The sequence below is a fragment of the uncultured Legionella sp. genome (assembly GCF_937871865.1).
Lineage (GTDB): Bacteria > Pseudomonadota > Gammaproteobacteria > Legionellales > Legionellaceae > Legionella.
In genome coordinates this window covers 1-24,318 of sequence record NZ_CALMPD010000151.1, presented here as the reverse complement: position 1 = coordinate 24,318, position 24,318 = coordinate 1, and the positions used below count along the sequence as shown (strand labels likewise).

Sequence of the window (24,318 nt, the reverse complement as noted above, 5' to 3'; positions counted from 1 at the left end):
GGAAATTAATTATGCTTAGTGTTCAACCATTAAAATCGGCTCAAGGAGCTGCTGATTATTATGCAGCCGCATTTAATTATTATGCAGGTGATGCCCAAGCCTTGAGATGGCTTGGGAAAGGAGCTGAGTATCTTGGCTTATCCGGTGTGGTGGAAAAAGAGCAAATGCTTCAATTGCTTGAAGGCAAATTACCGAATGGCCAAGTATTACAAAATAAAAAGGGAGAACACCGCCCTGGGTTTGACATGACGTATTCGGCTCCCAAAAGTGTATCTATTTTAATTGGGTTACAAGCAGATCCTAAATTGGAACAATTTCATGATTTGGCCGTAGAACGTTCCATAAGCCGCATTGAAAAGGAATTTGCACAAGCTCGTGTTGTGATTGATGGAAAAGTACATTATGTGGATACAGGAAAACTTGTTACTGCGGCCTTTAGACAACCTTCATCACGTGCGAATGATCCTGCAACACATACTCATGGGGTTACGATGAATATCACGATTACTGATGAAGACGGTAAAGCCCGTTCATTGGCTTCTGATATTCATGGAAATCAAGGAGTTGTAGAGCAATTACAACAATATGTCACTTATGGAGGGCTAGTCTATCGCACTGAACTTGCCAATCTCTTGAAAGAAAATAACTACCGATTAGAAGATGTTGGAAAAGGAATGTTTGAAATCGCGGGCTTTTCTAAAGAAGTGCTACGTGAGTTCTCTACAAGACGTGTAGATATTGAAGAGGTTATGCAGGAGAATGGATGGGAAGGTTCTCGCCTGGCAAGCAAAGCAACACTTCTAACACGCCCTTCTAAGGAAGAGCATGATATTAACATTTTAAGAGCAGACTGGAACGCTCGTGCCGGTAAATTGGGGTTTGATGCCCATCAATTTGTCAAAAATCACAAAGAAGAAACTGTAAAGCCGGAGGCTCCAGGTTTTTTAGAATCGTTAAAGTCCAAAATTTTTTCCCTATTTTATGAAAAAAAAGATTTGATTGCTCTGGAAGCAAAAGAAGCTGTGTTTGTAGCAATTGAATCCATAGCACAGAAGGAAAGTGTGTTTTCAGTGCGTGATTTAAAAGAAGCAGCATTGCGTCATACCCTTACAGGAAAGACAGTCGTTCCTATTCATGCCATTGAACAATGTATTGAGCATCATATTGACAACCAAACGTTATATGCAGCAACTGATCCTCTAACACAAAGAGATATGCTGACCACACCTTGGGCATTAACTCTGGAAACTGAAACTTTGTCACGAATTAACACCAATCAAGGGGTAGTCAAGCCTATAGCAAGCAACGCCGCAGTGACACGGCTAATCAATGATTTTGAAGCGCATTCAAAGTATGGATTAACTCCCTCTCAAAAAAATGCTTTGTTACACACGTTTACCTCTTCTGATCGTTTTCAGGCAATTCAAGGGTATGCAGGAACAGGAAAAACAACCATGTTGCAATTAACGAAGCAATTAGCAGAAGAAAAAGGATTTGAACTTAGAGGAATCGCAGTTACAAGCTCCGCAGTAAATGAGCTAAGGAACAAGGCAGGCATTAACGCAGATGTCTTTCCTATTGTGCATCAAGAGTTGCTTCATGCAAAAAAAAATTCATTGCAAAACACCATTTTTATCCTGGATGAAGCCTCCATGCTTTCTACTGTTCAAGGCCATGAATTAATAAAACTCATTGAACAAAAAGGAGGAAGAAATATACTTGTTGGAGATGATGCGCAATTATCCAGTGTGAAATGTGGCCGAATCTTTGGACAAGCTCAAGAATATGGAATTCAAACAAGTAAGCTAACCGATATCATTCGGCAAACCAATGACAATGCAAAGGCTTCAGTCCAACATTCTATTGAGCGGGAACTGCACGACTCCATACAAAAAATTCACGAGGTTAAAGAGTTTAAAACTCACGAAGAACGAATTTCAGCAGTAGCGCATCGTTGGCTTTCGTTATCTCAATCCGTTCGAGATAGAACTCTGGTTTTTGCGCCAACCCATGCCAATCGGCAAAAAATCACTGATATCATACGCAAAGGCTTGAAAAAAGAAGGCATTTTAATTGGAAATGAGATCCATTTAAACACATTAAAATCTAAAGCTCTGGAAGAGGTGGAATTCCATCATACTCAATATTATCAAGAGGGGGATGTACTTCGTTTTAATTTAAACGTACCTAAAAGCAAAATTAAATCAGGTGATTATTTAACTGTAGGTGCAATTACTGAAAAGCATCGGAATAATAATCAGATCCCGTTAGTCAATGCAGATGGAAAACAAACCTTATTCCGATTAAATGATTTGCCAAAATACAACTCAAGCCGTGCAGGATTAAATCGTACTATTGAATGTTATGAACAACAGGAGCTAGCCCTATGTATTAATGACAAGTTACTTATTACTCGAAACAATCGTCAATCAGGATTAGTGAATTCAGAACTGGCCTTTGTAAAAACAATCGATGAACAGCACATCACGTTAGGTTTTGAGAACGATGGGCGCGAAAAAATAATTCCATTAGATGCACCTGAACTAAAACATTTAGATCATGGTTATGTTCTAACGAATATGAAAGTGCAAGGAAAAGATAAAACTTATGCAATAGGACTTATTGAGTCATATAATAAATTTTCAGCCACTTTAAGAAACTATTACGTACAAATCTCTCGCGCAGTAGTCAATATGACCTTGATTACTGATGACAAAACTCGTCTAACCAAAGCATTGGAATTGAATGATGATACTAAAAAAACCGCTCTTGATTATGTTTCTGGGAAACAAGTAGAACAACATGAACAACGCTTTGAACATCATCCCAACTCAATATCTATTGAAGAAATAAAGAACCAGAAGCTTCATTTTGAACGATTGCGCAATAATGAACAAACCATTTTGAACCAATATCCAATCTTTAAAAAGGAAGATAAAAAACACTTGTGTTCTAAATTGTCCTGGGAAATTTGTACCAATCCTGGTTTAAAAAAACTGGCGCGAGTACATCTGGGAGTTTCTGAATCTACGCTTAAAAATGAAGCACTGAAAGTACAAACGATTAGACTATTAAAAGAACTTAATCAGGAAGAACAAGCTAAATTACGAACAGTTAAATCGTACCTTAGCCTATCTACTAGAGCGTCGAAGGAATGGAAGTCTATTTCTCACAACACGAATAATGCACTCCAGAAAAAAATATATTTTGATACCGCCACAAAAAGAAACGAGCTTGCTTTCCAAATCGTAGAACGGATTGAAGAGTATAAGCCTTACCTGGAGCATTTCTCTATTGGTAAAACAAATAGGCTTGGCTTATCCCAGTATCGCATAGAAAAAGAGGATGAGTACGCAATAAAGCAACTCGAAAAATTGGGTAAGCATGCGGAAAAACATCATGTTGTTGCTGCATTAAGGCATTTTTTTAAAGAACAACACCTTGAAAATAAAGAATCCTTAGCGGTTATGCTAAAAGAACAATCCAAAAAGATTCATCCGCACTTAATTCGATTGAGTAATGAACTAAATAAACCTTTAGCTACGTTATGGAGTGAAATCAATCGTTATGCAAAAAATTATGAGGAAAAACAATTTTGTACTCATCTCAGTATTCAGGAAAAAGTATTTTTTAACTTGATTAAGGAGTATAAATCGCTAAATCATGAATTAGCCACTCACTTTTCTAGCAAACTCTATTGCCTTGAAAAGGGGATAGAAATCCCCAAAAATTTAGAAGAACAGCAAATAAAAACAGTTCAATTGAGAAATCAAATTGCAGAAAAAATTCAAACTGGCTCGCATACTACTAAAGTATTGGACTTTTTTAAACTTGATGAAGAAAAGCTTTTAAAGCAAGCAAATACACATAATAAACGTGAAACAGTGTTATCGTTTAAAGACAGCCTTTCTAACTTTAATGAGCGTAAAGAAGCAGCATTAAAAATTGCAGGCGACATTAAGGGGTTCTATCCCTTAATTAAAGAGTTTGGCGTTAATACCAAAAGATTAAATGCATTTATTAGAGTAGAAGAAAGAAAATCATTCATTAATGAATTATCTGACGCTCAAAAAGTAAACTACCTAAAACTTCTTGAGTATAAAAGTGCTAGCCGAAAGGCTGGTTCTGCTTGGAATAGTCTATTTCAAGATAAAGAACAAGGTAAATCCATTTCACAACAACGCTTAGAGCATGTGCAAAAATTAACAGCAAAACGTAATAGCCTTGCCTATATGCTTCACGATAAAAACGAATTACACGCTTTTTTTGAAAGAGAAAAAATTGATGTAACAAAAATAAAAGCACATTCTAAACAACACAAATCTCGTTTAGAACATGTAAGGCAAATGAATGTGTCTAAAGAAAACCTCTTGAATCAATTAAAACATCGTGTACCTCAAATGAATCAATTTGAGGCGCGATCCTGGCACAAATCTTGGAATGAGTTCTCGCGTCAAGTAAAGAGAATAACAAACCAATTTTCTCTATATGAGCAGGTTATTACCTCGAAAAAAAATAACCCACTAACTGTTACTGAAGAGCAAAAAGCGCTGTTAAACAAATATGAGTTAAGCCATGTTGTAACACAAAATAATCGTGTAAATCCAATTCCTAATAAAACAAATAACCGTGTCAATACCTTAAATGAATTCCTGGATGCTAAAACAATCAATGATTCATTACTCGCTAAACCAGAAGAAACCTATCGCGCCATATTTGGAGAGCCTAAGAAGATAACCTCAAGAGAAATGCGCTACTCTGGAGGTCTGGTTATTTCTTTAAAAGGGAGCAAATCAGGATTTTGGTATGATTTTTCAGAAGGGACTGGTGGCAATCCATTGCAAGCAATTATGCGCGAACGTGGAATGGATTTTCAAGAAGCATTAAAGGAGGGTGCTAGCATTTCTGGAGATTACAGTTTTAATAACTCAAATGTAATACGTCAATTAAAATCAGAGAAAACTCAACTCAATAAGAATGAGGAAAAAAACAAAATACGCTCTGCACAAAGCATCGTAAAAGGCGGTGTACCTATAAAAAATACATTAGCCGAACGCTACTTAAACGAACATAGGGGCATTGAAAATCCTGAGCGTCTAAACGTTTTATTTTGGCCTAAAGGCGCTGTATGGAAAGGCATAGATGATAATGGAAATCTCTATGAGAGAATCAATAAAATACCTGCATTATTAATTCCTGCATACAATGAAAAAAATGAAATAACTGGTGTTCAAAGAATATATTTAGATCCTAAAACAGGAAAGAAAAATACATTTATGGAAACTGCAAAACTGTCTCAAGGAAAAATAGAAAATAGTGCTGGAATACTTCAAAAGTCAGAAAAACTTGGAACACTTTATATAGCTGAAGGGCCGGAAACTGGTGCATCGATTGCTATGGCAAATCCAAATTCAACAGTGCTTGTCTCGTTAGGACTTTCTAACTTAAAAAACCTAAGTTCTCTTATAAAAAGATTTCATCCTAAAGAAGTAATTATTGCAGGGGATAATGATACATTATCCAAAAATAAAGCATTAAATATAACCCATGAAGCTCAAAATAATTATAAAGAGAATGGTATCAATACACGTATTATCATACCAAAATCATTGCCTGGAATGGATAAAACAGACTGGAATGATGTGCATAAATCTTATGGATTATCAGCTATTAAAGAACAGCTTGGAATTGTTAATAAAGATTTAAAAATCCATGAATTATCCAAAAATTTCCACCAAGAAAAATCAACTATTAAAGAAAATTATGCGGCTATTTATGATCGTTCCATGACTCAATCAAATAAAGTAAATACGATTTTAAATCGAATGGAACAACAAAAGTCTTATTCTACTTATTCCACTATAGAAAATAATATTAAAATAAAATCTTCTGAAATATCCCCTCCATCACCCCAGGTAAAAAGGAATCAAAAAGCAAAGGACTTAGAGCTTTAATTATTTAAAGCTCTTCGGGTTTTATACCCATTAATTCTTGATATTTTTCATTGGTTAAGTCCTGTAATTTTTTAAACTCATCTTGGCCATATTGAAGCTGTGATGTGGCTATATTTTTAAGTAGGGCGTTCATTTGAATTGCCAATTTAAAACAATGTTGTTCTATCTTGCTAAACCGATCTTCTGGGCTTTTAATTTCGTCTTTATTTTCAGTAACCATTAAACCAATTTCAGCCATTTTAGCTACTGTATAGGATAAAGAATCTTCATTATCTCCTGCATAACTGATAAGTCGTTCATAAAGATCTTTAGGAAGTGATACGGTGACACGTGGCATTAAAATCTCCTTTTTTATGTTTTTTCTTCATTTGAAGTGATGCATTTGTTATGAACTGCCTGATGCATCAAAGATGCATTTATAGACCTTGAAAACACTATACCATTTATGTTCCTGACGTACAATTTGTCATAAGTGATGTATTTATGATGCATTAATATGAGTGTTTTTTATTCAAAAATAGACTTATATCGGACTCTGTTTGTTCAAATATTGTCTTATATATAATAATTTTGAAAATCATCGCCTTTCTAATAAAAAAAATAATAATAATCAATTAGTTAACACGAAGCATTCTAATGCGAAAGGTGTGCTTGTTTCTAGAAGTCTTTATTTTGTTGTTTTATTTGATGAGTTAATTTTTTATATTCGTTTTGTGCATTTTTGTGGAGCGCATACCAATTGCGCGTATGTGATTGATTCGGTTGCTGATGTTCTCTAACATCTGATTTTTTCAATTTGAAAAAGGAATTTTAAATGATTGTACTTATTCTAGTTTTTGTAGTTCTTGCATACGTCACCTTTTTTACTGAATATGCTGATGAGCAAAATAATGAAACTAATTTTGATTTATCACAAAATAAAACGGAGTATAATCCTGCTACAGGATTACCCATGATTGGGGCATTAGACAGTATGGGAAATTCCATAGGTTCAAGTGCTTTTGATCATAACTCGTGGAATAGTGATTATCATTATTCAACGTATAATAGCAGCAGTTATGATTCATTTAGTAATCGCTATTAGCGAATACTATTTTTTATGTATAAATAAGGATTTATTATGGCTTTAATCAACGCAAGAAAAACACCTGAAAAAGAAAAAATTAAAATCGAAATCAGCAAAGACATTTACGCAGAAATAAAAGAATATTGCTCATGGGTTGGTATCGATGATATTAGCCATTTTTTTGAAGAATCATCTATGATGATTTTCTCTAAAGATAAAGAATGGAAACAACATCAAAAAGAGAAAAAATCACCTATTAAATCCGTTTAATATTGTTCCGCATTAAGACTTAATTTAGTTAACATATAATTTTATAAAAAAAGGATATCCGAGTGAAAAGCTGCATTAAGGCCGCATGTAAATACATCGTACCACTAACTATTATTGGTCTATTTGGTTTTCACTCTTATTCCGTTCAATCAAAACTGTAAAAAAAAGAAAAACAAACCTATATAACTCTAAAAGAGTTATCTGAAATTGCTGCGAAAACTCATGGTGTTGAACCTCCTTTTCTGGATAAGGTCATGATAAACATTGTGGATTGGTTTATCCCTGCCCCGTTTATCAATAAAAATGAGTCTTTAAAACTACTGGCCGAACATACAAAAGAACTCACATCAGAATCAAAAAGAATTTATGTGTCAGCAAGCAAGGCTGGGGAAATTGTGGTTACAAAGAATTTTAATTTCAACTCATCTGATATTAAGGAATCAAAATCCATACCCATGGGTACCGTGTTTAGCGCATTCGTCATGGCTCCTTTTCATGATTCTGATAAACCAAATCAATTACGATTTAAAATAAACATCAACTCCATGTCGTGCACAGCAATTGCAGATTCCATTTTAAAAACAGATTATAAATCAGGGACGATAGTTGCAAAAATTAGCGGCATAAACTGCACCAACGAAAACTCAAAATCGATACCCTTAGAAGCAGTGGGATTGGTGTCAGGTAGGGTGCTATCCTAAAATGAATATTAGAACCTTACAAATAAAAGCACATGCAATAGTATTAATTTTTTCCTTAATAAAACGAAAAATGGCATTTCTTTTACTGTTTATTTTTTTGATATTTAGTCACTCTATTTTTTCTTACATGAAAAATTTTTTATCGTTACTCTTCAATGGATTGGATGCTCTAATTTTAGATCACACCATTTTTTATTATTCTTTAATCCTAACGATCAATGTACTGGTAATTGCTAATGCCTGCATCAAGCAGGCAACCGGCAAAGTAAACGATAAAAATAGCAAATAAATACCTCTTACATTCAAATTAATTCCCAATCCCCAAAGTACCCGTCTTTGGTTTTAATTAAATCCTCATAAACGCACATTTCCAAGCCATCTCCTAGCTCATCCCATCCCGTTAAATCCTTAGCTTCCTTTAAAGCACTATCATTAACAAAATACACTCGTGGCACGCCATAAGTCCATATCATCCCATCAACACCATTCAGTGTTGCCCCCTCGAAACCCCAATCGTCATTCATTTCTTGTTCTGGGGTATTGCGTCCGTGATATAATCTTAATTTCATCATGTGCCCTCTATGTTCTGTTGTTAGCCCATTACTTGCTCTAGGAGTGAAGCAAAGGGATGTCCCTTTGCTTATCAATTCCCCAATTACCTCTTCATTTCCATCATTTTTTCAGTCAACGTCCACAAGGCACGATTTAGTTTCACATTTTGATCAATGGCCTTTACTTCTCTCGTTTTTGTTCGCGTGGTATAACCGTATTTATTTAAACGCTGACCGCGAATCCCGCCCTTAATTAAATTTTCTTGCAGAACATTAAACACCGTAAACAGATCATTATCTTTTTGATCCACATAGCGTCTTGGCTGCAATAAATTTTTAGGTGCAACAATCATCCCCCCTTCTTCATCAGAGAATTTTAGTGAATGGGCAGCTTCGGCAAAAAGCATTTTTTCATCCTCATTTAAATGAATTGAAGCCATCTCGTCTGAGACATCAAGCATTGTGTTCGCGGTTTCAATCACTTTATAAGTGCCTTCAATAACATTGCCAATCACATCGCCTTGATGTTTAATTCTAATTTCGTCATACGATTGCCCCGCAATCATTCCATTACTGCATACGACCCGAAAAAGACCCGCCATTAATCGATAAGAAGACAAGCCATCATGAGAATTGATAAGGACAAGCTCAGGATAAAGCCCCTGATTATTCTGCCTGGCATCATAGCGTTGAAAACGGAGCATGTGTTTTGCAAATGCTTTTGATTCTTGCTTCAAACTTTTGGTCTGAGTTGCCCAGGTTGGAAAAAAGCCTTCCGACATTAATTTTTCAATGATTTGCTCTGTAGCGATGGGTGAGTACTTAGTACTTGTTTTATGGGAACTGTCTTGTGTAAATATAGAGGGGGCTAATTTAAATAGTTTTTCTTTTGATAAAATCGGTAACATGATGTGTTTCTCCTATGTTTTTACTATTGTTCTCAAGGAACATATACAGTATCGCAAAAAAGCGCGTCTCTGTCAACTAAATTGATAAACTTATCTTATAAATTTAGTTTATCATAAATATTGATATTCCCTGTCACCCTTGTTATACTGTTCTTGTCTTAATGACACATAGTAAAAACATAGGAGAACACAATGACCATTCCAGAAATTATCCAGCAACAATTGCTGCACACCAATAAAGCCATCGTTTGGTCGTGGGGCGTGTCTAAATGGTATGAACTATCTGCTAATGCGCTTGCACTAAGAGTATCATGCGCGATACCTAGATGGATTTGTCTGCATCGAGCTGGATGAGGCACACGATTTATATGACATTTCTTTTTACCTGAATAAAGACTTTTCAGACATGCTGGTGTGGCCAGTAATACCCTATAAACCAATGAAAGGCGTGTATTGTGATCAACTGGTCGAATTCATTGATAATAGAATAGAAAAAATACCCGATTATAAATATTGATTAGCACCCTACTCCCATTATAGGGAGTAGGCTATCAACAGGAGTAGACCCATGAAAAAATTATCGTTTGCCGTTAAGGCAAACATGAATAAACCCCCAAGAGTTCATGTGCAATCAGCCGATAAAAAAACAACTTATGGCTCATTTCAAGCAAATCACTGCGATGAATTTAATGGCTGGGATAAATTAAGCCAGGAAGAAACGATTGAATTAAACCACTACATGAACAATCTCAAAGCAATTGAGCATTACTTCTCAACAAAAGCGCTGTCCGAACAAAAGGATTTTAGAATCCGATTGCCCAGTAGTTTCATGGATACTCTTGATGAATTAAGCACGCTATGCTTTGAAGAACTCCTCGATTTGAATGTTTATGATGCCATGATTAGTGCCGCTATTGGTCAACTTAAAATAGCAACGGCAGGCCTTCCTGATGACAAAAAACAACACGCGCTAACCCTGCTTAATCAACTGGGATTATCTGAAAATGTAAAAACAGACGTGTCCTTAAAGATACAGGCCGTATTCTCTGAATTATTATCCATCCACAATAAATCAGAAAAATTGCACCAGAAGGCCAAGATGCTTTTTAATAAAGATAAAAGTATTGCTCCGAAAACCATTGAAGAAATCGCAAAAGGTGAATTATCAACGTCTAAATGGTTGGTTGCTTGTGCTATAGATATTTTACTGGAAGAAAAACCAGATATGGTGCAAAAAATATTGTCTGATAACGACATCTTGTTTTTGTGGGCTAATCCTTTACTTAAAAATCATAGACCAATCAAGGAGCTGCTCGATAACTTGATCGCATTGAATAACTCGGAAACGTTACGCAACAAACTAAACTCCATGACTAATTTTAGTTAAAAGCTTTCCAAAATATCACATTTATGCTATAAAATACTATGAGAATAAAATTTTACCAAAAACAATCGGGCAAAAACCCTGTGGCGGAATTTCTAAATGATTTGCCGTCCGATGAGATAGCGCGACTTGCCGGTTGTTTAAAGAGCGTTGAAGAGTTGGGTTTTGATAGCCCAAGGGTGCAATTCAGGCAAATTAAAGGCTCGCTTTGGGAAATTAAAATTAAAACATCGCGCAGTGGTTATCGGTTTTTTTATGTGTGCATCCAAAAAGAAGTGATTGTTCTTTTACACGCCTACAAAAAACAATCACAAAAAGCACCAAAGCAAGATATTGAACTGGCTGAAAAACGAATGATGGAGGTATACGACCATGAAAGCACTTACCTTAAATGAGTTTATTGACGACAAAATCAATAAAGACGAAGAATTTGCCAGGCACTATGAGCGTGAGCAAATCATTAATAACATTGCCGTCATGATTGTAAATGCTCGTAAAAAGCGGCATATGACCCAATCCGAGTTGGCCAATAAAATTGGAACCAAGCAATCCGTTATTTCTCGCCTTGAAAGCGGCAATAGCTCGTTTATTCCATCATTAGAAACGTTGGTAAAGGTTGCTGATGCCCTCAACATGCACTTAAAATTGCAATTACAAGCCTAATAAACATTTGGCCAACAGCCAACATCGAATAACAGTACATTTTAAAGGACATAAAATGGCATTAGATTTTTCTAAACTGAGTACAGGACAAACTGTTGATACAGTCTTAAAGCCAAGAGAAATTTTTAGCGCCTTACCCAATAAAAAACCAAACAAATTCCATTACCCCCGCGATGTGCAATCTCAAGTATGGAGCAAATGGTTTGACCGCAAAGAAGAACGCAACCTGGTTATAAAAATGAATACTGGTGGCGGTAAAACAGTGGTTGGCCTTTTAATTTTAAAAAGTTGCTTGAATGAGAAAAAAGGGCCTGTAGTTTATATAGTTCCAGATAAGTTTTTAGTAGAACAAGTATTATCCGAAGCCAAAGATCTTGGATTAAATGCCGTTGATAACCCTGAGAGTGAGAGTTTTTTAAAAGGAAAAGCAATTCTAGTAACTAATATATATAAATTAATTAACGGGAAATCAGTCTTTGGTGTGGGCGATGAAGGAGCAAAAATACCCATTAAGACGCTCCTTATTGATGATGCTCATGCGTGCGTCAATACAGTTGAAGAACAATTCACTTTGAACGTATCATCATCTAACCCAGCATATAAAAAATTATTTAGCCTTTTTGAAGAAGCAATGAAAAGGCAGTCGGAAGCAAAATACTTGGAGATTAAAGCAGGAGACCCCTTTGCTTACATTCTGATCCCATATTGGAACTGGCAAGAAAATCTAAGTAACGTAATGCATGCTTTAATTGAAAACAAAAATCATGACGACATAAAATTTAAATGGCCATTAATAAAAGAAAATTTAGAACGATGCAGTTGCGTTATTAGTAAACATTCCATTGAAATTACGAGTAATTGTATTCCAATTGATGCGATTCCTTCCATTAGTAATGCATCAAGAAAAATATTTATGACCGCGACATTATCAGACGATAGCGTCTTAACCACCCATTTTGGTGTTTGCTCCCAATATCTTAATAACCCTATCACTCCAGATTCAGCGGGAGATGTAGGTGATCGATTAATCTTATTACCACAAGCTCTCAACACGAATATGTTCGATAGTGATGTTAAAGCATTATGTTTAGAATTATCCAAAGAATATAACGTGGTAGTTATTGTCCCATCTAACAAACGAGTGGAGTTTTGGGAGGATGAAGCTGATCTCATTTTAAATAAAGACACTATCCTTCAAGGAATTGAACAACTTAAAACGACTCATATTGGCTTAACGATTTTAGTGAACAAATATGATGGGATTGATTTGCCCGAAGATGCTTGCCGATTGTTAGTTATAGATGGATTACCAACCGCCCGAAATAATATTGATAAAATTCGCCAGAGCGAGCTTTCAGGTAGTTCGAATAGAGTAAATCAAATCGCTCATAAAGTGGAACAGGGGATGGGGCGAGGTGTTCGATCTAATGATGATTATTGCGTCATTTTTCTTATGGGAAAAGATCTAACTTCTCAGCTTTATACAGGCGAAACTTTAGAACTATTTTCACCGGCGACAAAGGCTCAACTAGAATTATCAGAAAGGGTAGCAGATCAAATAAAAGATAAAGGAGTTGAGGAAATTAAAACCGTAATAAACTACTGTCTAAAAAGAGACCCTCAATGGGTTGAGTTAAGCAGAGGTATTATGGCTGACCTAAATTATTCCAATAAAAATACATCTGACTCAATAAAAATCGCTTTAAGAGAAGCTTACGATTTAGATCGCTCAGGAAAACCACAAGAAGCAGCAAACAGAATTTTGCATGAGATCAATAACTCAACCGATGATCTTTTATTAAAAGGCGTATTAAAACAATACATGTCCGAGTATATAAACAAGTACGATAAGGTGGAATCGCAAAAAACCCAACTATCCGCTATTTCTGATAATTTAAGGGTTCTTAAACCAATCGAAGGCATCGGTTATAAACCATTAAAACCCTATACGGGATCCCAAGCAATACGATGTTCTACCTATTTAAAAGACAAATTTAAGGATGGAAACAAACTTATTATCTATGCGGAGGGAATATTTTCAAAACTTATATTTAGTGAAGACACTGCGAATATATTTGAGGATGCTTTGAACGAGTTAGCGTACCTTCTTGGATTTATAGGTCAACGTCCAGAAAATGATTATGGAAAAGGGCCAGATAATCTCTGGCTGCTGGATGATTTAAAATTTTTAGTTATTGAATGTAAAAATGGTGCAACCACGGAGCTTATTTGCAAACGCGATTGTAATCAGCTGAATGGTTCTGAAATTTGGTTTAATAATAATTACGGCAATGGTGCCCAATGCGTACCTATTATGATTCATTTATCTACTTGCTTTGAGTATGCGTGCTCTCCAAGTCAAAATATAAAAATAATAAATAAGAGCTTATTAGAAAAATTAGTTAATAACGCCCGTCAATTTATAAAATCTATAGCCACTGAGAACAAGTTTGAAGACAGTACAACGGTCAAGCAACATCTGGCACAATACAAGTTAGAGGCTAATGATATTATCGCCAGTTATACAAATGCTTTTAAAGAAAAGAAAAGTTGAACACTTTATAGGCTGGGCAAACAACTAAACAACAGCGTTTCGATATATGTTAATAACGAATACCTCGTTGGCATTATTTTACCAACCTTGAGTTGGTGGAACACGTCTAAAAAAAGGGTGAGAATGGGAGCCGTACTTAATTTTATTATTGATTCGATACAAGAAAGTTTTTTTCACCCAGCAAGGTTTATAAGAAGAATAAAAAATCACCCACCGCTGGACGGGATATTGAAAATACCACCACAAACGGCCAATGCGAATCAAATAATTCATTGGGATAAATGGGATGGTTGTCATTTTGATAAAAAATACGTCTTGAATCTCATGAAAAGATACGAATCCATACAACAACAATATATTCCAGAGCTGGAACATCTGGTCACAGTGAACGAAACAAAAAATTGGTGGTGCGATATTCGCGACATTGATTGCCTTAGCTCATCAAAATCAAATCTGAACTTGTTTACTACCCTTGATGAGTTCGCAACAACCGTTAACTCTAATTTAATTGCCGATGTATCAGAACAAAATTTAGACAAAAATTTGCAGTGGGAACGTGGACGGATACTCAATAAGCCTTCATTTTATTGTTATGGATGGGATAACAAACGCATTCATTTATGCAATAGCGGGGGTTCTCATCATTTCTCAGCAGCCCGATATCTGGCCTCTCAATTAAATAAAAAAGTTCCTATATGTGGTAACCTGTATACATTCAATTTAAATGCACAGTCCGTATTCTCTTTATTAAATCAATTTGATCTTTTTTCTATAAATAGTGAAGACTGGTCTTTCATTAGTGATGAATGTATCGATTTTGACGCACCATTTGGATTTTACCCCGCTCCACGACCATTCTACGACCAAACAATTATGTTCCTTCCTCGCAATAATAAACGCTCAATGCGTATTTCCAAACTCTTGAAACAAATTCAGCTATTTGATTTCAGTCTTTTCTTATTAAAGTCGCTGAAAAAGCAAGAGAATGAAAGTGAAGTAGAATTGCAAATAGGGTTTGAGAAATGATGAAATAAACAGCCGATCTAAGACGTATAGAGAGAAGCAATAGCTTAAACTCAAGGGAATCATCAGCCCCCTATTTAGAAATGCTTATTGAATGATCCAATTTATTAAGACGCTCTACAGCCGAATGAACATTATGCCCACGAAACTCATAATGAGGCCACCTAGAAAAACAGTCTTCCAAAGCGGATAGCATTTCATTACGGGTCATAGGCGTTGCGCTATAACCTGGCCAATCTTCATAACTATTCGTTTTTGCATCAATACGCCATTGAATTACCCATACTTTTTCTTCATCTTCTCTGCTCATTATCCACCCTCGTTCCTACATACAGCACTTATTTTACAACAGGGAAGCTCTAAGCGTAAAATAACGCCTTCATTTCCAAATTTTATAGCGCGATTTAATGTCCAATCTATATTTAGAGAAGCCAACCCCATTAATCAACCAAGAGGCTCAAGAGAGCTATTGGAAACAGCCCATCCCCCTTGTTACTAGGCTAAGCAATGAAGCCCCATACCCGTTAGATGCATTACCCAATATACTTCAACGTGTGGTTCATTCCTACCAACGCTACGGGCAACAACCACTATCCTTAGTCGCTAATGGTGCTTTAGCAAACCTCTCTCTGGCCTGCCAGTCTCATGCTAATGTGGCTCGTGACACCTATTTAACCAGCCCTGTTTCCTTATATTTTCTAGTCATTGCCAGCTCAGGAGAGCGCAAAAGTGCTGCTGACTCCATTTTTTCTAAAGCCATTCGTCAGTGGGAAGCCAACATAAGAAAAAAGAGAGAACCTGAACGATTAAGCGCACTAACCCAGCACAAAGCCTGGCAAATGGAGCGAGATGGGCTACTCACCCAAATCAAACGCGCGACCTATACAGGCGAGGACAGTGAGCACTACAAAGAACTCCTTGAAGAGTTGGTGCATCAGGAACCTGACATTCCCATACAGCCTACTTTATATTTTGAGGATGCAACCCAGGAAGCCCTGGCTATTCATTTAGCGCATGGCTGGCCAAGTGCCTCACTTTGGTCTGATGAGGCAGGAATTATACTCGGTAGCCACGGCATGCAATCAAACCCCTTGCGTTTTGTTGCTTTGCTCAATCGCTTATGGGAAGGTAAGTCCTTTGCCGCACATCGTAAAACCTCGCAAAGTTTTATCATTGAACATCGGCGCTTAACGCTAAATTTAATGATGCAGCCCTTGCTACTCAACCAAATGATTCATCAGGCCACAGGTATTAATCGTCAAAGTGGATTTTTAGCACGTTGTCTTCTCGCCTATCCCGATAGTTCGATGGGAAGTCGTTTTTATCAAGAGCCACCAGAACAAATGATTGGTTTATATGAATACGAACAGCGTATTACAGAATGCCTTGATCACTCGCAACGCTTGACTCAGGTGGGGTGTATTAACCTACCCACCCTGAAAATGTCGCCACAAGCCAAGCAGTTATGGATTCGGTTTTTTAACACTATTGAATCCGGCCTGACAGCCCAGGGGCAGTGGATGGAAATCAAAGACTTTGCCAGTAAAGCCGCTGAAAATGCAGCGCGAATGGCAGCACTGTTTCATCTTTTTTCAGGACAAACAGGAGATATCAGCGCCGAAGAGATGGAGCAGGCCATTACGCTAATCCAGTGGTATTTGTGTGAAGCCAGACGACTATTAGAGCCTCAATCCTCCCAACCCTATCTTGAAGAGGCACGTAAACTGCTTGATTGGCTCCTGACACAAAAACCAGCAATGCCAACCCCAAGAGAAATACTGCAATTTAGCCCTTTACGTACTAAAGAGCTAAGGGATAATGTATTGGAAACATTAATTGAATACCAGTACATTCGCCTCATTAAATCAGGAAATAAAACCCAAATTGAACTCAATCCCCATTGCCATTAATCAAAATCGAATTCCCATTATTGCTACAATTGCTACATAGACGCAATTGACGTTGAAAAGGCACTGCTGTTGTCTTTTCATGCGATAAAAATCCAGTAAATACAAGAAGATTGAGTATTCCTTATGGTTCAAATCAAGACGATTTAGCGTAGCAATTAAAAAGCAACAATATTGCTACACATCGCTACACACATCAAGACACCAAAACACAACCTTTAATTTACAAAAGAGGATGTGCTCAGTGCTAGCAAGAATTATTAAGTGCTATGTTTGAAATAACATCCTAATTTAATAGGGGTTATTCTCAGGAAGGTACGAAATTTCCCAGAGCATGCCAACAACCCTTTACCAGTCTAGGCTACAGCCAATAAATTGATTTTTTCGTTTGATATCAAATTTTGTATAACCTCTTGTAAATTAAGGCATTCTTTGTTGTTGTAAAATTCATATATTCCAATCAAGTTAATATGTTGCCATGCCACAGGAGATAGTCGAATAATTTTAGGCATTGTATTAGCTGTTGATGATCCTGTTTATTTTAAACAGTTAACTTATGCCTGCGCATATTGGTTGATTAGAACACTTAAACAGCTTGATGCGATGAATTTATTGGAAAACGAATGGATTTGTCCAAATGGCCCTGTAGATATGGAATCTCAATGGGATCCAGATAAAAATACTTTTCGGCCAAGAAGATTATCCAGACTTGAAGCATTTATTTCCTGTTCCTGGATGACAGGTCACCTGCCAGAATTAAGAGAAGCTTCTACACGATTATTTAATTATTTAAAAAAAGCATGGCCAGAAACATCACTTATTGATGTTTTTCCAGTTTTCAAAAATTGATAACAATATATGAAATTTATAAAACCAATAAATATATTAATTTACATAAAGTTATGAAGATTTTGGTAGTCAATGGAAAATCAATTTATTGGCTGTAGCCTAGACTGGTAAAGGGTTGTAAGGTTGTGCCGGGAAATTTCGTACCTTCCCGTGTAGAACCCCTTTTTCATCAGCATTCAAATGAATTGAGGCCATATCATCAGAAACATCCAGCATCTGATTCGCTGTTTCAATCACTTTGTAAGTGCCTTCAATAACATTTCCAATAACATCACCCTGATGTTTAATTCTGATCTCGTTATACGCTTGCCCCGCAATCATTCCATTGCCACACACAAGACGAAAAAGACCCGCCATTAAACGATAGGAAGACAGTCCATCATGTGAGTTGATAAGAACAAGCTCTGGGTAAAGCCCTTGATTATTTTGTAAGGCGTCATGACGTTGAAAACGAAGCATATGTTTTGCAAATGCTTTAGATTCTTGACGTTGGCTCATGGTCTGAGTTGCCCATGTTGGGAAGAATCCTTCTGACATTAATTTATCAATGATTTGCTCTGTTGAGATGGGTGCGTACTTATTGCTTGTTTTATGAGAGCTGGCTTGGGTGAATATGGAAGGAGCTAATTTAAATAATTTTTCTTTAGACAAGATGGGTAACACGATTTCTTCTCCTATGTTTTCTTTAATGTTCCTAAACGAACAAGTACATTATGACAAAACTAGGAATAAAAGTCAATTAAATACGTCTTTTATTTAGATGCTTTTAATATCATTGGTTGTAAATGTATAACAAAATCGTTAACTTAGTATTGTGACTAAGCAGCAACTCGATCATTAATAACCAAAGAAACGGAAACGTGGGCTTTTGCCAACATATTCACTAACATATCAATTGTGAATTTTTGAATCATACCTCGTTTTAAATCACTAATTCTCGGCTGAGATACACCCAGAACTTTTGCAGCCATGGCTTGGGTTAAGTGATGATCTTTAATATATTGTTCTATAGCACGCATCAGAGAAGCTCGAATTTTTAAATTCTCAGCTTCAGTGCTATCAAAACCTAAATCATCAAAGATACTTCCTTTTGTTTCATGAGTAGTCATTTTATACCTCGCTCTTATATTGAGCTATCTCTTTAAATCGCTTTTTTGCCAGTTCAATATCTTTTTGGCTCGTTTTTTGAGTCTTTTTAATAAACGCATGCAAAATATAAATGCCGTCTGCAAATTGGGCGGCATAAATCACACGATACTCATTTTCAACATGAATTCGTATTTCTTTAACACCTTTTCCGATGGAAGCCATTGGCTTCCAATCTGCCGGTTCTAAACCACGTTGCACTCTATCCAGATTATATCCGGCTACTTGTTTTGCCTGTTTAGAGAACTCCAGCAGTTCATCGTAACTAGAGCCTAACCATATTATTCTTTTCATAGTTAATTATATAAAATTTTATATATTTTTGCAAGCTGAGCAATCGCTCACCATCTCAATTAATGATTTAAGTGAGTAGCCACACAAGCAAATAAAGACAGAATCTATTTCATGTTGATCCTGACTCTTTCTATAAAGTTCCATCAGATATTCTGATTGTTTGTCACTATGTTCTTCATCCTCACCCATCACTTGAGCAACATATTCAATTAAATTCATGACATATCCCTATAATTAATCTTAATTGGCAGAACTTCTATTCGGAAGGTTCTGCCACCTAGCTAATTTTTAATTACCTTGAGTTAAATCCCAATCCCCGTAATACCCATCTATCGTTTGGACTAGATCCTCTTGAAACCTCACAGCCAATGCAAAATCTCCAAATAAATCCCACCCCGTTTGCTTTTGTGCTTTATAAAGGTGTTGCTCATTTTCAAAGTGAACATACATTTCACCGTATGTGCCAGTTAAACTAGTAATTTCGTTAATGGTTGGACCATCAAAACCCCAATCTTGCAAATGCTCATCAGGTGTTTTTCTTCCATGGAATAAATATAATTGCATGTTACATCCCTCTTTATTCATCTCGGTTAAAACCCCACAACAAATAATCGCTTTGTCGTGGGGACGGATTTAATCAATTGCTGCAAAGATTTCTTTAAATTCGTGATGTTGTCGGGCAAAGTCTAACAAGGCGTAATATTTATCAATTATTTCATCTGATTCGGTACGCCATGCAAGATTATTTAGAGCGTAGGTTGTAGCGATAATACCCGCTGCATCACAAGATACGCTTCCCTCATAGCCATTACCGTGAATAAAAACATGGAATGACTCATCTGATTGGGGTGCCATATAAAAACCATGATTACTCAGCTCATAGAAATCCCAATACCCACCATTGTATGAGTTGCAAATAGTACCCATGGTTCGGTATACCATGGATTCAAAGCTTAAGTATTCTTTATTTAAATGCTTAGGAAGAAAGGCTAATCGTTGATTGTCTGAAATTAATTGGGATTGAATGAGGAATTGTTGTCTTTCAGTATTCATGTGAAGCTCCTTATTTTTCTATTATGTTCCTGAGTGAACAAATACAGTATCTCAAAACAACCTGAAAATTTCAATAAAAAACATCTATTTTTATGATGTTTTTATATTTATTTTAGCTAGAGCACTTGATACCCAAATAATAATGCATCATTTTCTTTTTATGCTTCTTCCTCTTAAAAGCATGGCCAACATCCAGAAAAAGAAAATAAAATTTAACCCTAATTTTTTTAATCATAACAATATCCTTATCAATTCATTTATTAACAGAAAGAGGACATAACCTCTTTCCGTTGATATGCGATTACGTGCGTTATGCATATGATGAGTAGTAAAGTGCCTCGCCAGACCAAAGACTAGCCCTACTGACTTCATCAATCTTCACTGAACCATGCATGTTAATTCTTTTTCTAAAAGGCGGGCTTATATAATTACCGGGGATTGGTTTCGTTTTTCCACTAAGACCGAAGCCATCAGAAATTAATTCTTGTTCTAGCTCTCGTAATTCCAAAGTGGTGCGACCAATAAGCTTGGTCACTTCGTAAAAATCTATATTTGTTTGATCGTATCCCCAGCTTGCATACAGGATAGAACCAATTTGAAGGGAGTTGTGATTCATAAATTTCCTTATTGTTATCATTTATGTTCCTAAGTGAACAACTACATTATGGCAAATTAGCCGCTAAAAGTAAATATATAACATCTTATTTATAGATGTTTTTATTACATATAATATATTGACATTGTTGCGCCTACTGCTACAATAGAATGGGTCAATAAGGACAATGAGGGAAAGAGTCATACCATGATTGCCACAAACCAAACGAAAGTGCCACCTGAGTTTAATACTCGACTCAATAGCCTTATTTACTTGCATGGCCGAAATACATCAACACCTATCCCAAGAGATTTTAAACCCTGTTTTACAATGAGAAACGCAGCCTACAATGTTCGACCACCTATATCTAAAAAAAACGATATGCCTGGTAGAGAATACTTTAAACATTTAACAGTTAATGCCGTTTATAGCAGCCTCAACGATTCAATGAATACCGCCTCGAATGATTACATAAATCCGCAACTTACCTTGCTTGAGACAATAAAATGAAAAAACTATTACGACTTGAAATTAAACAAAATTTACGTAGACCTCCACGGGTTTACGTCAAATCAATCGACTTAAAAACCATTTATGGCTCTTTTCATATTGATGCCCCAGATGCTTTTGATGGATGGGACTTACTATCTTCTGAACAAACCATTGAGCTTAAACAATTCATGCAAAACGTTACTGCCGTTTATGAGCATTTAAACCCTTCCCCTGCAAACACACTGACAGACTTTCGTTTTCGCCTTCCTTATGAATTCCTAAATACTTTAGAACAAATTGAAATCCTGTGCCATAAAGAAAAAGTGGAACTCAATGTGTTTGATTCGATGATTACAAGCATGATTCAGCAAATTAAAATAGCCACCAGTAAACTATCAGGTCATGCCAAAGAACAAGCCCTTGCCTTGTTAGATCGCGCCAATCTTGCTGAGTATAAAAAAATTGATTTTAGCCCTCAAATTAAAGCCGTATTTGCAGAACTGCAAGCCATTCACAACCGCTCTGAAAAACTACACCTTAAAGCCAAGGATTTATATAACAAAGATAAAAGTTACTCGCCCTTGGCAATTAAAGGAATGGCCGAAGGGGAAACCGTCCCATCAAAGTGGTTGGTGTGCTGCGCTATAGATATTCTAATCGATGAACGAAGCGATCCTCTTAATTCTATGCTGTCTAGTGACGATCTATTTATGCTTTGGGCAAAGCCTTTACTGAAAGAAGAGTTTTCAAAAGAAGTACTTCTTAGTAAAGCTCAAAAGCTAGAGAAAAATAAGTCACTTATTGATAGAATCACACAATTCAATCGAGTAATTTGAAAATTTGTTCATGCCGCTTTTAAGGAATTTGACTGTCATGCTCAATTTTAAAGTAAAAGTGACTTTGTTTTTTTCTGCATTGATGCTAATTCAAAGTTTAATCGGTTATGCTTTGTTTCAAGAAATTAAAGAGGATGATCAAATGATGCTTACAGCGATTCAGGCAATGATGATTATATGACCAAATTAAACTTGACTAAAAATAGAGCATTAATCACTACTTAATAGCAAATTACCCCCAAGAAATGTCTTACATAATAAACAGCATCTTGGTTAATGCCTTAATAGTGTAGAAAAGCTATACTGAATTTGTTTGGCGCAGCTGAGATGTTGACAGGATGTTGAGACACTAGCGAGTTCAAGGATGAACTCAAATCAATGGCATTTACAGCTGCGCACAGGCACAAAACAAAAACCACCGTTAACCAACTAACTCTTTAGCCTTATCCCAAATATGCATCAATTCATCAAAGGGCAAGCCTTCTAGGTTAATCAACTCACGCTCTTCAGCAATCAGTTTAACCGCACGTAATCGCCTTTCAAATTTCGTTAATGATTGCCCAAGGGTTACTCGGGGACTTAACTTGCAAAAAATACACAGGGAAAACACTGCATGGAGTAAATCGCCAATTTCTTCTTGCAAAGCAGTTTGATTCGCTTTAGAAGGATCATGTTCAAGATGCTCTTTGATTTCATCACACTCACTGTGGATTTGAGTCATGATTTGGTCGGCACTTTGCCACTTGAAACCAAATTGGGAGGCTTCTTCCTCCAGAGCACTAATTTTATCCAAAAAATCCATGTTCAGCCTAAAGGTGATTTGATGAGTACTGTATGTTGTTTTCAACCAACAACCATGAACCCTTCATCATAATATTTGATAACTAAATCTGATTTTACAACGTTTAATAGCTGCACGTAAAATACCATCTCTTTACTTGATAGAATATATTAACCAGCCATCAGTTTTATGTCACAGAACCGTTAACCTCTAATACTTTCTAGCCAGGAACTCCAAAAATCATGTGCATGTGCATAAGTATCTTTAAAAGCTATTTTTCAACTCGAATAGAGAATATATTTGACACTATTTTCAAAAAATGAAACAATCTTGCTAGGTTTGAAACTGACCCATCCGTCTGCATCCTATAAAGGAAATGGTAAATAGTTTAATCAACAAGTTTATTGGTAGTTATCTTTATTCTGAATCATAAAGGGAATCCATAACGCAGACACTGGTATTTTTTCCCAATTGATGAGGAACTTATGATGTTGTCTATAGAATCCGTTAAAAAACAAGCCAACCTACTTAAAACATTCCTAAATGAAAAGCATAGCAATATTTCACACTCATCTTGCTTACAAGCTATAGCAAAGATAAATGGCTACAAAGATTGGAATACTATGCAATCAATGCTTGATCACCAAGAAGAGATTAATGATATGTCCTATGATAATAACCCGAAATCCTATGTGCATGATGTTGCAGACCGATTACATGAGCTAGAATCTTATGTATATGAATTAGCTAACCAGGTAGATAAAATTCAGTCTAAAGTAGATGAACATGATCCCTATATTTTGATGCAACAAGGAATAGATCCCTGGAACCCACCAGATTAATACAACCATCTCAAGTGCCACCAAGAACTAATAATAATTATCAGGAATACTTATATGTCATACTCTATGAATATCGAAGTTAATGAATTCCCTTTTCAATTTGGACGAATGGGCTATCAAACCCATTCTATAGGAATTTTTATTGATTTTTCTAATGTTAAAATTAAAGAAGCAATAGAGACAGGAAATGAAAATTTTTACAATGCTATTAAATCAGTTTTAAGTCAAGGTGATGAAATAGATGCTTTGTATGAAATGACTAATTTTGAACATTATGCATTACAAGGCCATGGATGGAGGGCACTAACGGAATACTACGATTTTGCCTCTCTTGAAAAATTTAAATTTCAGGCTGAATTAGTACTTGCCAGCAAACATGCAAACGAAGAGCAACGAGTTATTGTCAAAAGTGGTGTACAGCATTAGGCGGCGTTTCTGTCTGATTGTTC

Annotated in this window: 29 protein-coding genes; 17 read left to right on the top strand and 12 right to left on the bottom strand. The window is 36.1% G+C overall.

Annotated elements, in window-relative coordinates; genetic code table 11:
• Positions 1-11 precede the first annotated feature (11 nt).
• A complete protein-coding gene (gene mobF / locus Q0495_RS08025; protein WP_298624825.1) occupies positions 12-5,954 on the top strand; it encodes a MobF family relaxase in 5,943 nt (1,980 codons plus the stop codon).
• Between the two features lie 4 nt (positions 5,955-5,958).
• Here mobF and Q0495_RS08020 read toward each other — a convergent pair whose 3' ends face one another.
• Positions 5,959-6,291, bottom strand: coding sequence for a hypothetical protein (locus Q0495_RS08020; protein WP_298624824.1), 333 nt, complete (start codon positions 6,289-6,291; stop codon positions 5,959-5,961).
• A gap of 477 nt (positions 6,292-6,768) precedes the next feature.
• Here Q0495_RS08020 and Q0495_RS08015 point away from each other — a divergent pair, with 477 nt between their 5' ends.
• The 4 genes from Q0495_RS08015 (at position 6,769) to Q0495_RS08000 (ending at position 8,280) form a co-directional block, all read left to right on the top strand.
• Positions 6,769-7,038, top strand: a complete 270-nt coding sequence (locus tag Q0495_RS08015) for a hypothetical protein (protein WP_298624823.1) — start codon at positions 6,769-6,771, stop codon at positions 7,036-7,038.
• Between the two features lie 36 nt (positions 7,039-7,074).
• Entirely contained in the window at positions 7,075-7,290 is a 216-nt protein-coding gene (locus Q0495_RS08010; RefSeq protein WP_298624821.1) for a hypothetical protein, read from the top strand.
• Between the two features lie 254 nt (positions 7,291-7,544).
• On the top strand, positions 7,545-7,991 hold the full coding sequence (locus tag Q0495_RS08005) for a hypothetical protein (RefSeq protein WP_298624820.1): 447 nt from the start codon (positions 7,545-7,547) through the stop codon (positions 7,989-7,991).
• 1 nt (position 7,992) lies between these two features.
• Entirely contained in the window at positions 7,993-8,280 is a 288-nt protein-coding gene (locus Q0495_RS08000; protein WP_298624818.1) for a hypothetical protein, read from the top strand.
• A gap of 13 nt (positions 8,281-8,293) precedes the next feature.
• Here Q0495_RS08000 and Q0495_RS07995 read toward each other — a convergent pair whose 3' ends face one another.
• Positions 8,294-8,563 (bottom strand): hypothetical protein, encoded by a 270-nt coding sequence (locus Q0495_RS07995; protein ID WP_298624816.1) that lies wholly within the window; start codon positions 8,561-8,563, stop codon positions 8,294-8,296.
• A gap of 83 nt (positions 8,564-8,646) precedes the next feature.
• Entirely contained in the window at positions 8,647-9,450 is an 804-nt protein-coding gene (locus tag Q0495_RS07990) for a DUF932 domain-containing protein (protein WP_298624814.1), read from the bottom strand.
• A 568-nt stretch (positions 9,451-10,018) separates the two neighbouring features.
• Between Q0495_RS07990 and Q0495_RS07985 the strand changes: the two genes are divergently transcribed.
• The 5 genes from Q0495_RS07985 (at position 10,019) to Q0495_RS07965 (ending at position 15,077) form a co-directional block, all read left to right on the top strand.
• A complete protein-coding gene (locus Q0495_RS07985; RefSeq protein ID WP_298624812.1) occupies positions 10,019-10,837 on the top strand; it encodes a hypothetical protein in 819 nt (272 codons plus the stop codon).
• A 38-nt stretch (positions 10,838-10,875) separates the two neighbouring features.
• The gene (locus tag Q0495_RS07980) at positions 10,876-11,229 is read left to right on the top strand and encodes a type II toxin-antitoxin system RelE/ParE family toxin (RefSeq protein ID WP_127101193.1); all 354 of its coding nucleotides are present in this window, start codon (positions 10,876-10,878) and stop codon (positions 11,227-11,229) included.
• Positions 11,207-11,497, top strand: coding sequence for a helix-turn-helix domain-containing protein (locus Q0495_RS07975; RefSeq protein ID WP_031562427.1), 291 nt, complete (start codon positions 11,207-11,209; stop codon positions 11,495-11,497). The genes Q0495_RS07980 and Q0495_RS07975 overlap by 23 nt, the downstream gene beginning before the upstream one ends.
• A gap of 55 nt (positions 11,498-11,552) precedes the next feature.
• Entirely contained in the window at positions 11,553-14,051 is a 2,499-nt protein-coding gene (locus Q0495_RS07970) for a DEAD/DEAH box helicase family protein (protein WP_298624810.1), read from the top strand.
• 123 nt (positions 14,052-14,174) lie between these two features.
• Positions 14,175-15,077, top strand: coding sequence for a DUF6685 family protein (locus tag Q0495_RS07965; RefSeq protein ID WP_298624809.1), 903 nt, complete (start codon positions 14,175-14,177; stop codon positions 15,075-15,077).
• A 70-nt stretch (positions 15,078-15,147) separates the two neighbouring features.
• Here the strand turns inward: Q0495_RS07965 and Q0495_RS07960 are convergent, their stop codons facing one another.
• Entirely contained in the window at positions 15,148-15,384 is a 237-nt protein-coding gene (locus tag Q0495_RS07960) for a hypothetical protein (RefSeq protein WP_298624807.1), read from the bottom strand.
• A gap of 97 nt (positions 15,385-15,481) precedes the next feature.
• On the opposite strand from Q0495_RS07960, the gene Q0495_RS07955 reads away from it, so the two are divergent.
• The gene (locus Q0495_RS07955; RefSeq protein ID WP_298624805.1) at positions 15,482-16,984 is read left to right on the top strand and encodes a YfjI family protein; all 1,503 of its coding nucleotides are present in this window, start codon (positions 15,482-15,484) and stop codon (positions 16,982-16,984) included.
• A gap of 570 nt (positions 16,985-17,554) precedes the next feature.
• The gene (locus Q0495_RS07950; protein WP_298624804.1) at positions 17,555-17,830 is read left to right on the top strand and encodes a hypothetical protein; all 276 of its coding nucleotides are present in this window, start codon (positions 17,555-17,557) and stop codon (positions 17,828-17,830) included.
• A gap of 99 nt (positions 17,831-17,929) precedes the next feature.
• Here Q0495_RS07950 and Q0495_RS07945 read toward each other — a convergent pair whose 3' ends face one another.
• The 7 genes from Q0495_RS07945 to Q0495_RS07915 form a co-directional block, all read right to left on the bottom strand.
• Positions 17,930-18,493: a DUF932 domain-containing protein gene (locus Q0495_RS07945; RefSeq protein ID WP_298624802.1), complete on the bottom strand. Its 564-nt coding sequence runs from the start codon at positions 18,491-18,493 to the stop codon at positions 17,930-17,932.
• Between the two features lie 155 nt (positions 18,494-18,648).
• On the bottom strand, positions 18,649-18,939 hold the full coding sequence (locus Q0495_RS07940) for an XRE family transcriptional regulator (protein ID WP_031299778.1): 291 nt from the start codon (positions 18,937-18,939) through the stop codon (positions 18,649-18,651).
• A gap of 1 nt (position 18,940) precedes the next feature.
• A complete protein-coding gene (locus Q0495_RS07935) occupies positions 18,941-19,270 on the bottom strand; it encodes a type II toxin-antitoxin system RelE/ParE family toxin (RefSeq protein WP_021460184.1) in 330 nt (109 codons plus the stop codon).
• Positions 19,271-19,288: 18 nt separating this feature from the next.
• Positions 19,289-19,489, bottom strand: a complete 201-nt coding sequence (locus Q0495_RS07930) for a hypothetical protein (RefSeq protein ID WP_061401058.1) — start codon at positions 19,487-19,489, stop codon at positions 19,289-19,291.
• Positions 19,490-19,558: 69 nt separating this feature from the next.
• Positions 19,559-19,834 (bottom strand): hypothetical protein, encoded by a 276-nt coding sequence (locus tag Q0495_RS07925; RefSeq protein WP_298624794.1) that lies wholly within the window; start codon positions 19,832-19,834, stop codon positions 19,559-19,561.
• 69 nt (positions 19,835-19,903) lie between these two features.
• Positions 19,904-20,323, bottom strand: a complete 420-nt coding sequence (locus tag Q0495_RS07920; RefSeq protein WP_298624792.1) for an antirestriction protein — start codon at positions 20,321-20,323, stop codon at positions 19,904-19,906.
• 310 nt (positions 20,324-20,633) lie between these two features.
• A complete protein-coding gene (locus Q0495_RS07915) occupies positions 20,634-20,939 on the bottom strand; it encodes a hypothetical protein (protein ID WP_298624790.1) in 306 nt (101 codons plus the stop codon).
• Positions 20,940-21,125: 186 nt separating this feature from the next.
• Between Q0495_RS07915 and Q0495_RS07910 the strand changes: the two genes are divergently transcribed.
• The 3 genes from Q0495_RS07910 to Q0495_RS07900 are packed head-to-tail and all read left to right on the top strand — an operon-like array spanning position 21,126 to position 22,427.
• A complete protein-coding gene (locus Q0495_RS07910) occupies positions 21,126-21,428 on the top strand; it encodes a hypothetical protein (protein WP_298624788.1) in 303 nt (100 codons plus the stop codon).
• A complete protein-coding gene (locus Q0495_RS07905; RefSeq protein WP_298624786.1) occupies positions 21,425-22,246 on the top strand; it encodes a hypothetical protein in 822 nt (273 codons plus the stop codon). The genes Q0495_RS07910 and Q0495_RS07905 overlap by 4 nt, the downstream gene beginning before the upstream one ends.
• A gap of 37 nt (positions 22,247-22,283) precedes the next feature.
• Complete coding sequence (locus Q0495_RS07900; protein ID WP_298624784.1) at positions 22,284-22,427, top strand: hypothetical protein; 144 nt, start codon at positions 22,284-22,286, stop codon at positions 22,425-22,427.
• A gap of 240 nt (positions 22,428-22,667) precedes the next feature.
• Here Q0495_RS07900 and Q0495_RS07895 read toward each other — a convergent pair whose 3' ends face one another.
• On the bottom strand, positions 22,668-23,048 hold the full coding sequence (locus tag Q0495_RS07895) for a MazG nucleotide pyrophosphohydrolase domain-containing protein (RefSeq protein ID WP_298624782.1): 381 nt from the start codon (positions 23,046-23,048) through the stop codon (positions 22,668-22,670).
• Positions 23,049-23,512: 464 nt separating this feature from the next.
• On the opposite strand from Q0495_RS07895, the gene Q0495_RS07890 reads away from it, so the two are divergent.
• Positions 23,513-23,869 carry a glyoxalase superfamily protein gene (locus Q0495_RS07890; RefSeq protein ID WP_131775193.1) on the top strand — a complete coding sequence of 119 codons (357 nt, stop codon included), beginning with the start codon at positions 23,513-23,515 and terminating at the stop codon, positions 23,867-23,869.
• Between the two features lie 54 nt (positions 23,870-23,923).
• On the top strand, positions 23,924-24,295 hold the full coding sequence (locus tag Q0495_RS07885) for a hypothetical protein (protein WP_298624776.1): 372 nt from the start codon (positions 23,924-23,926) through the stop codon (positions 24,293-24,295).
• Positions 24,296-24,318 lie beyond the last annotated feature (23 nt).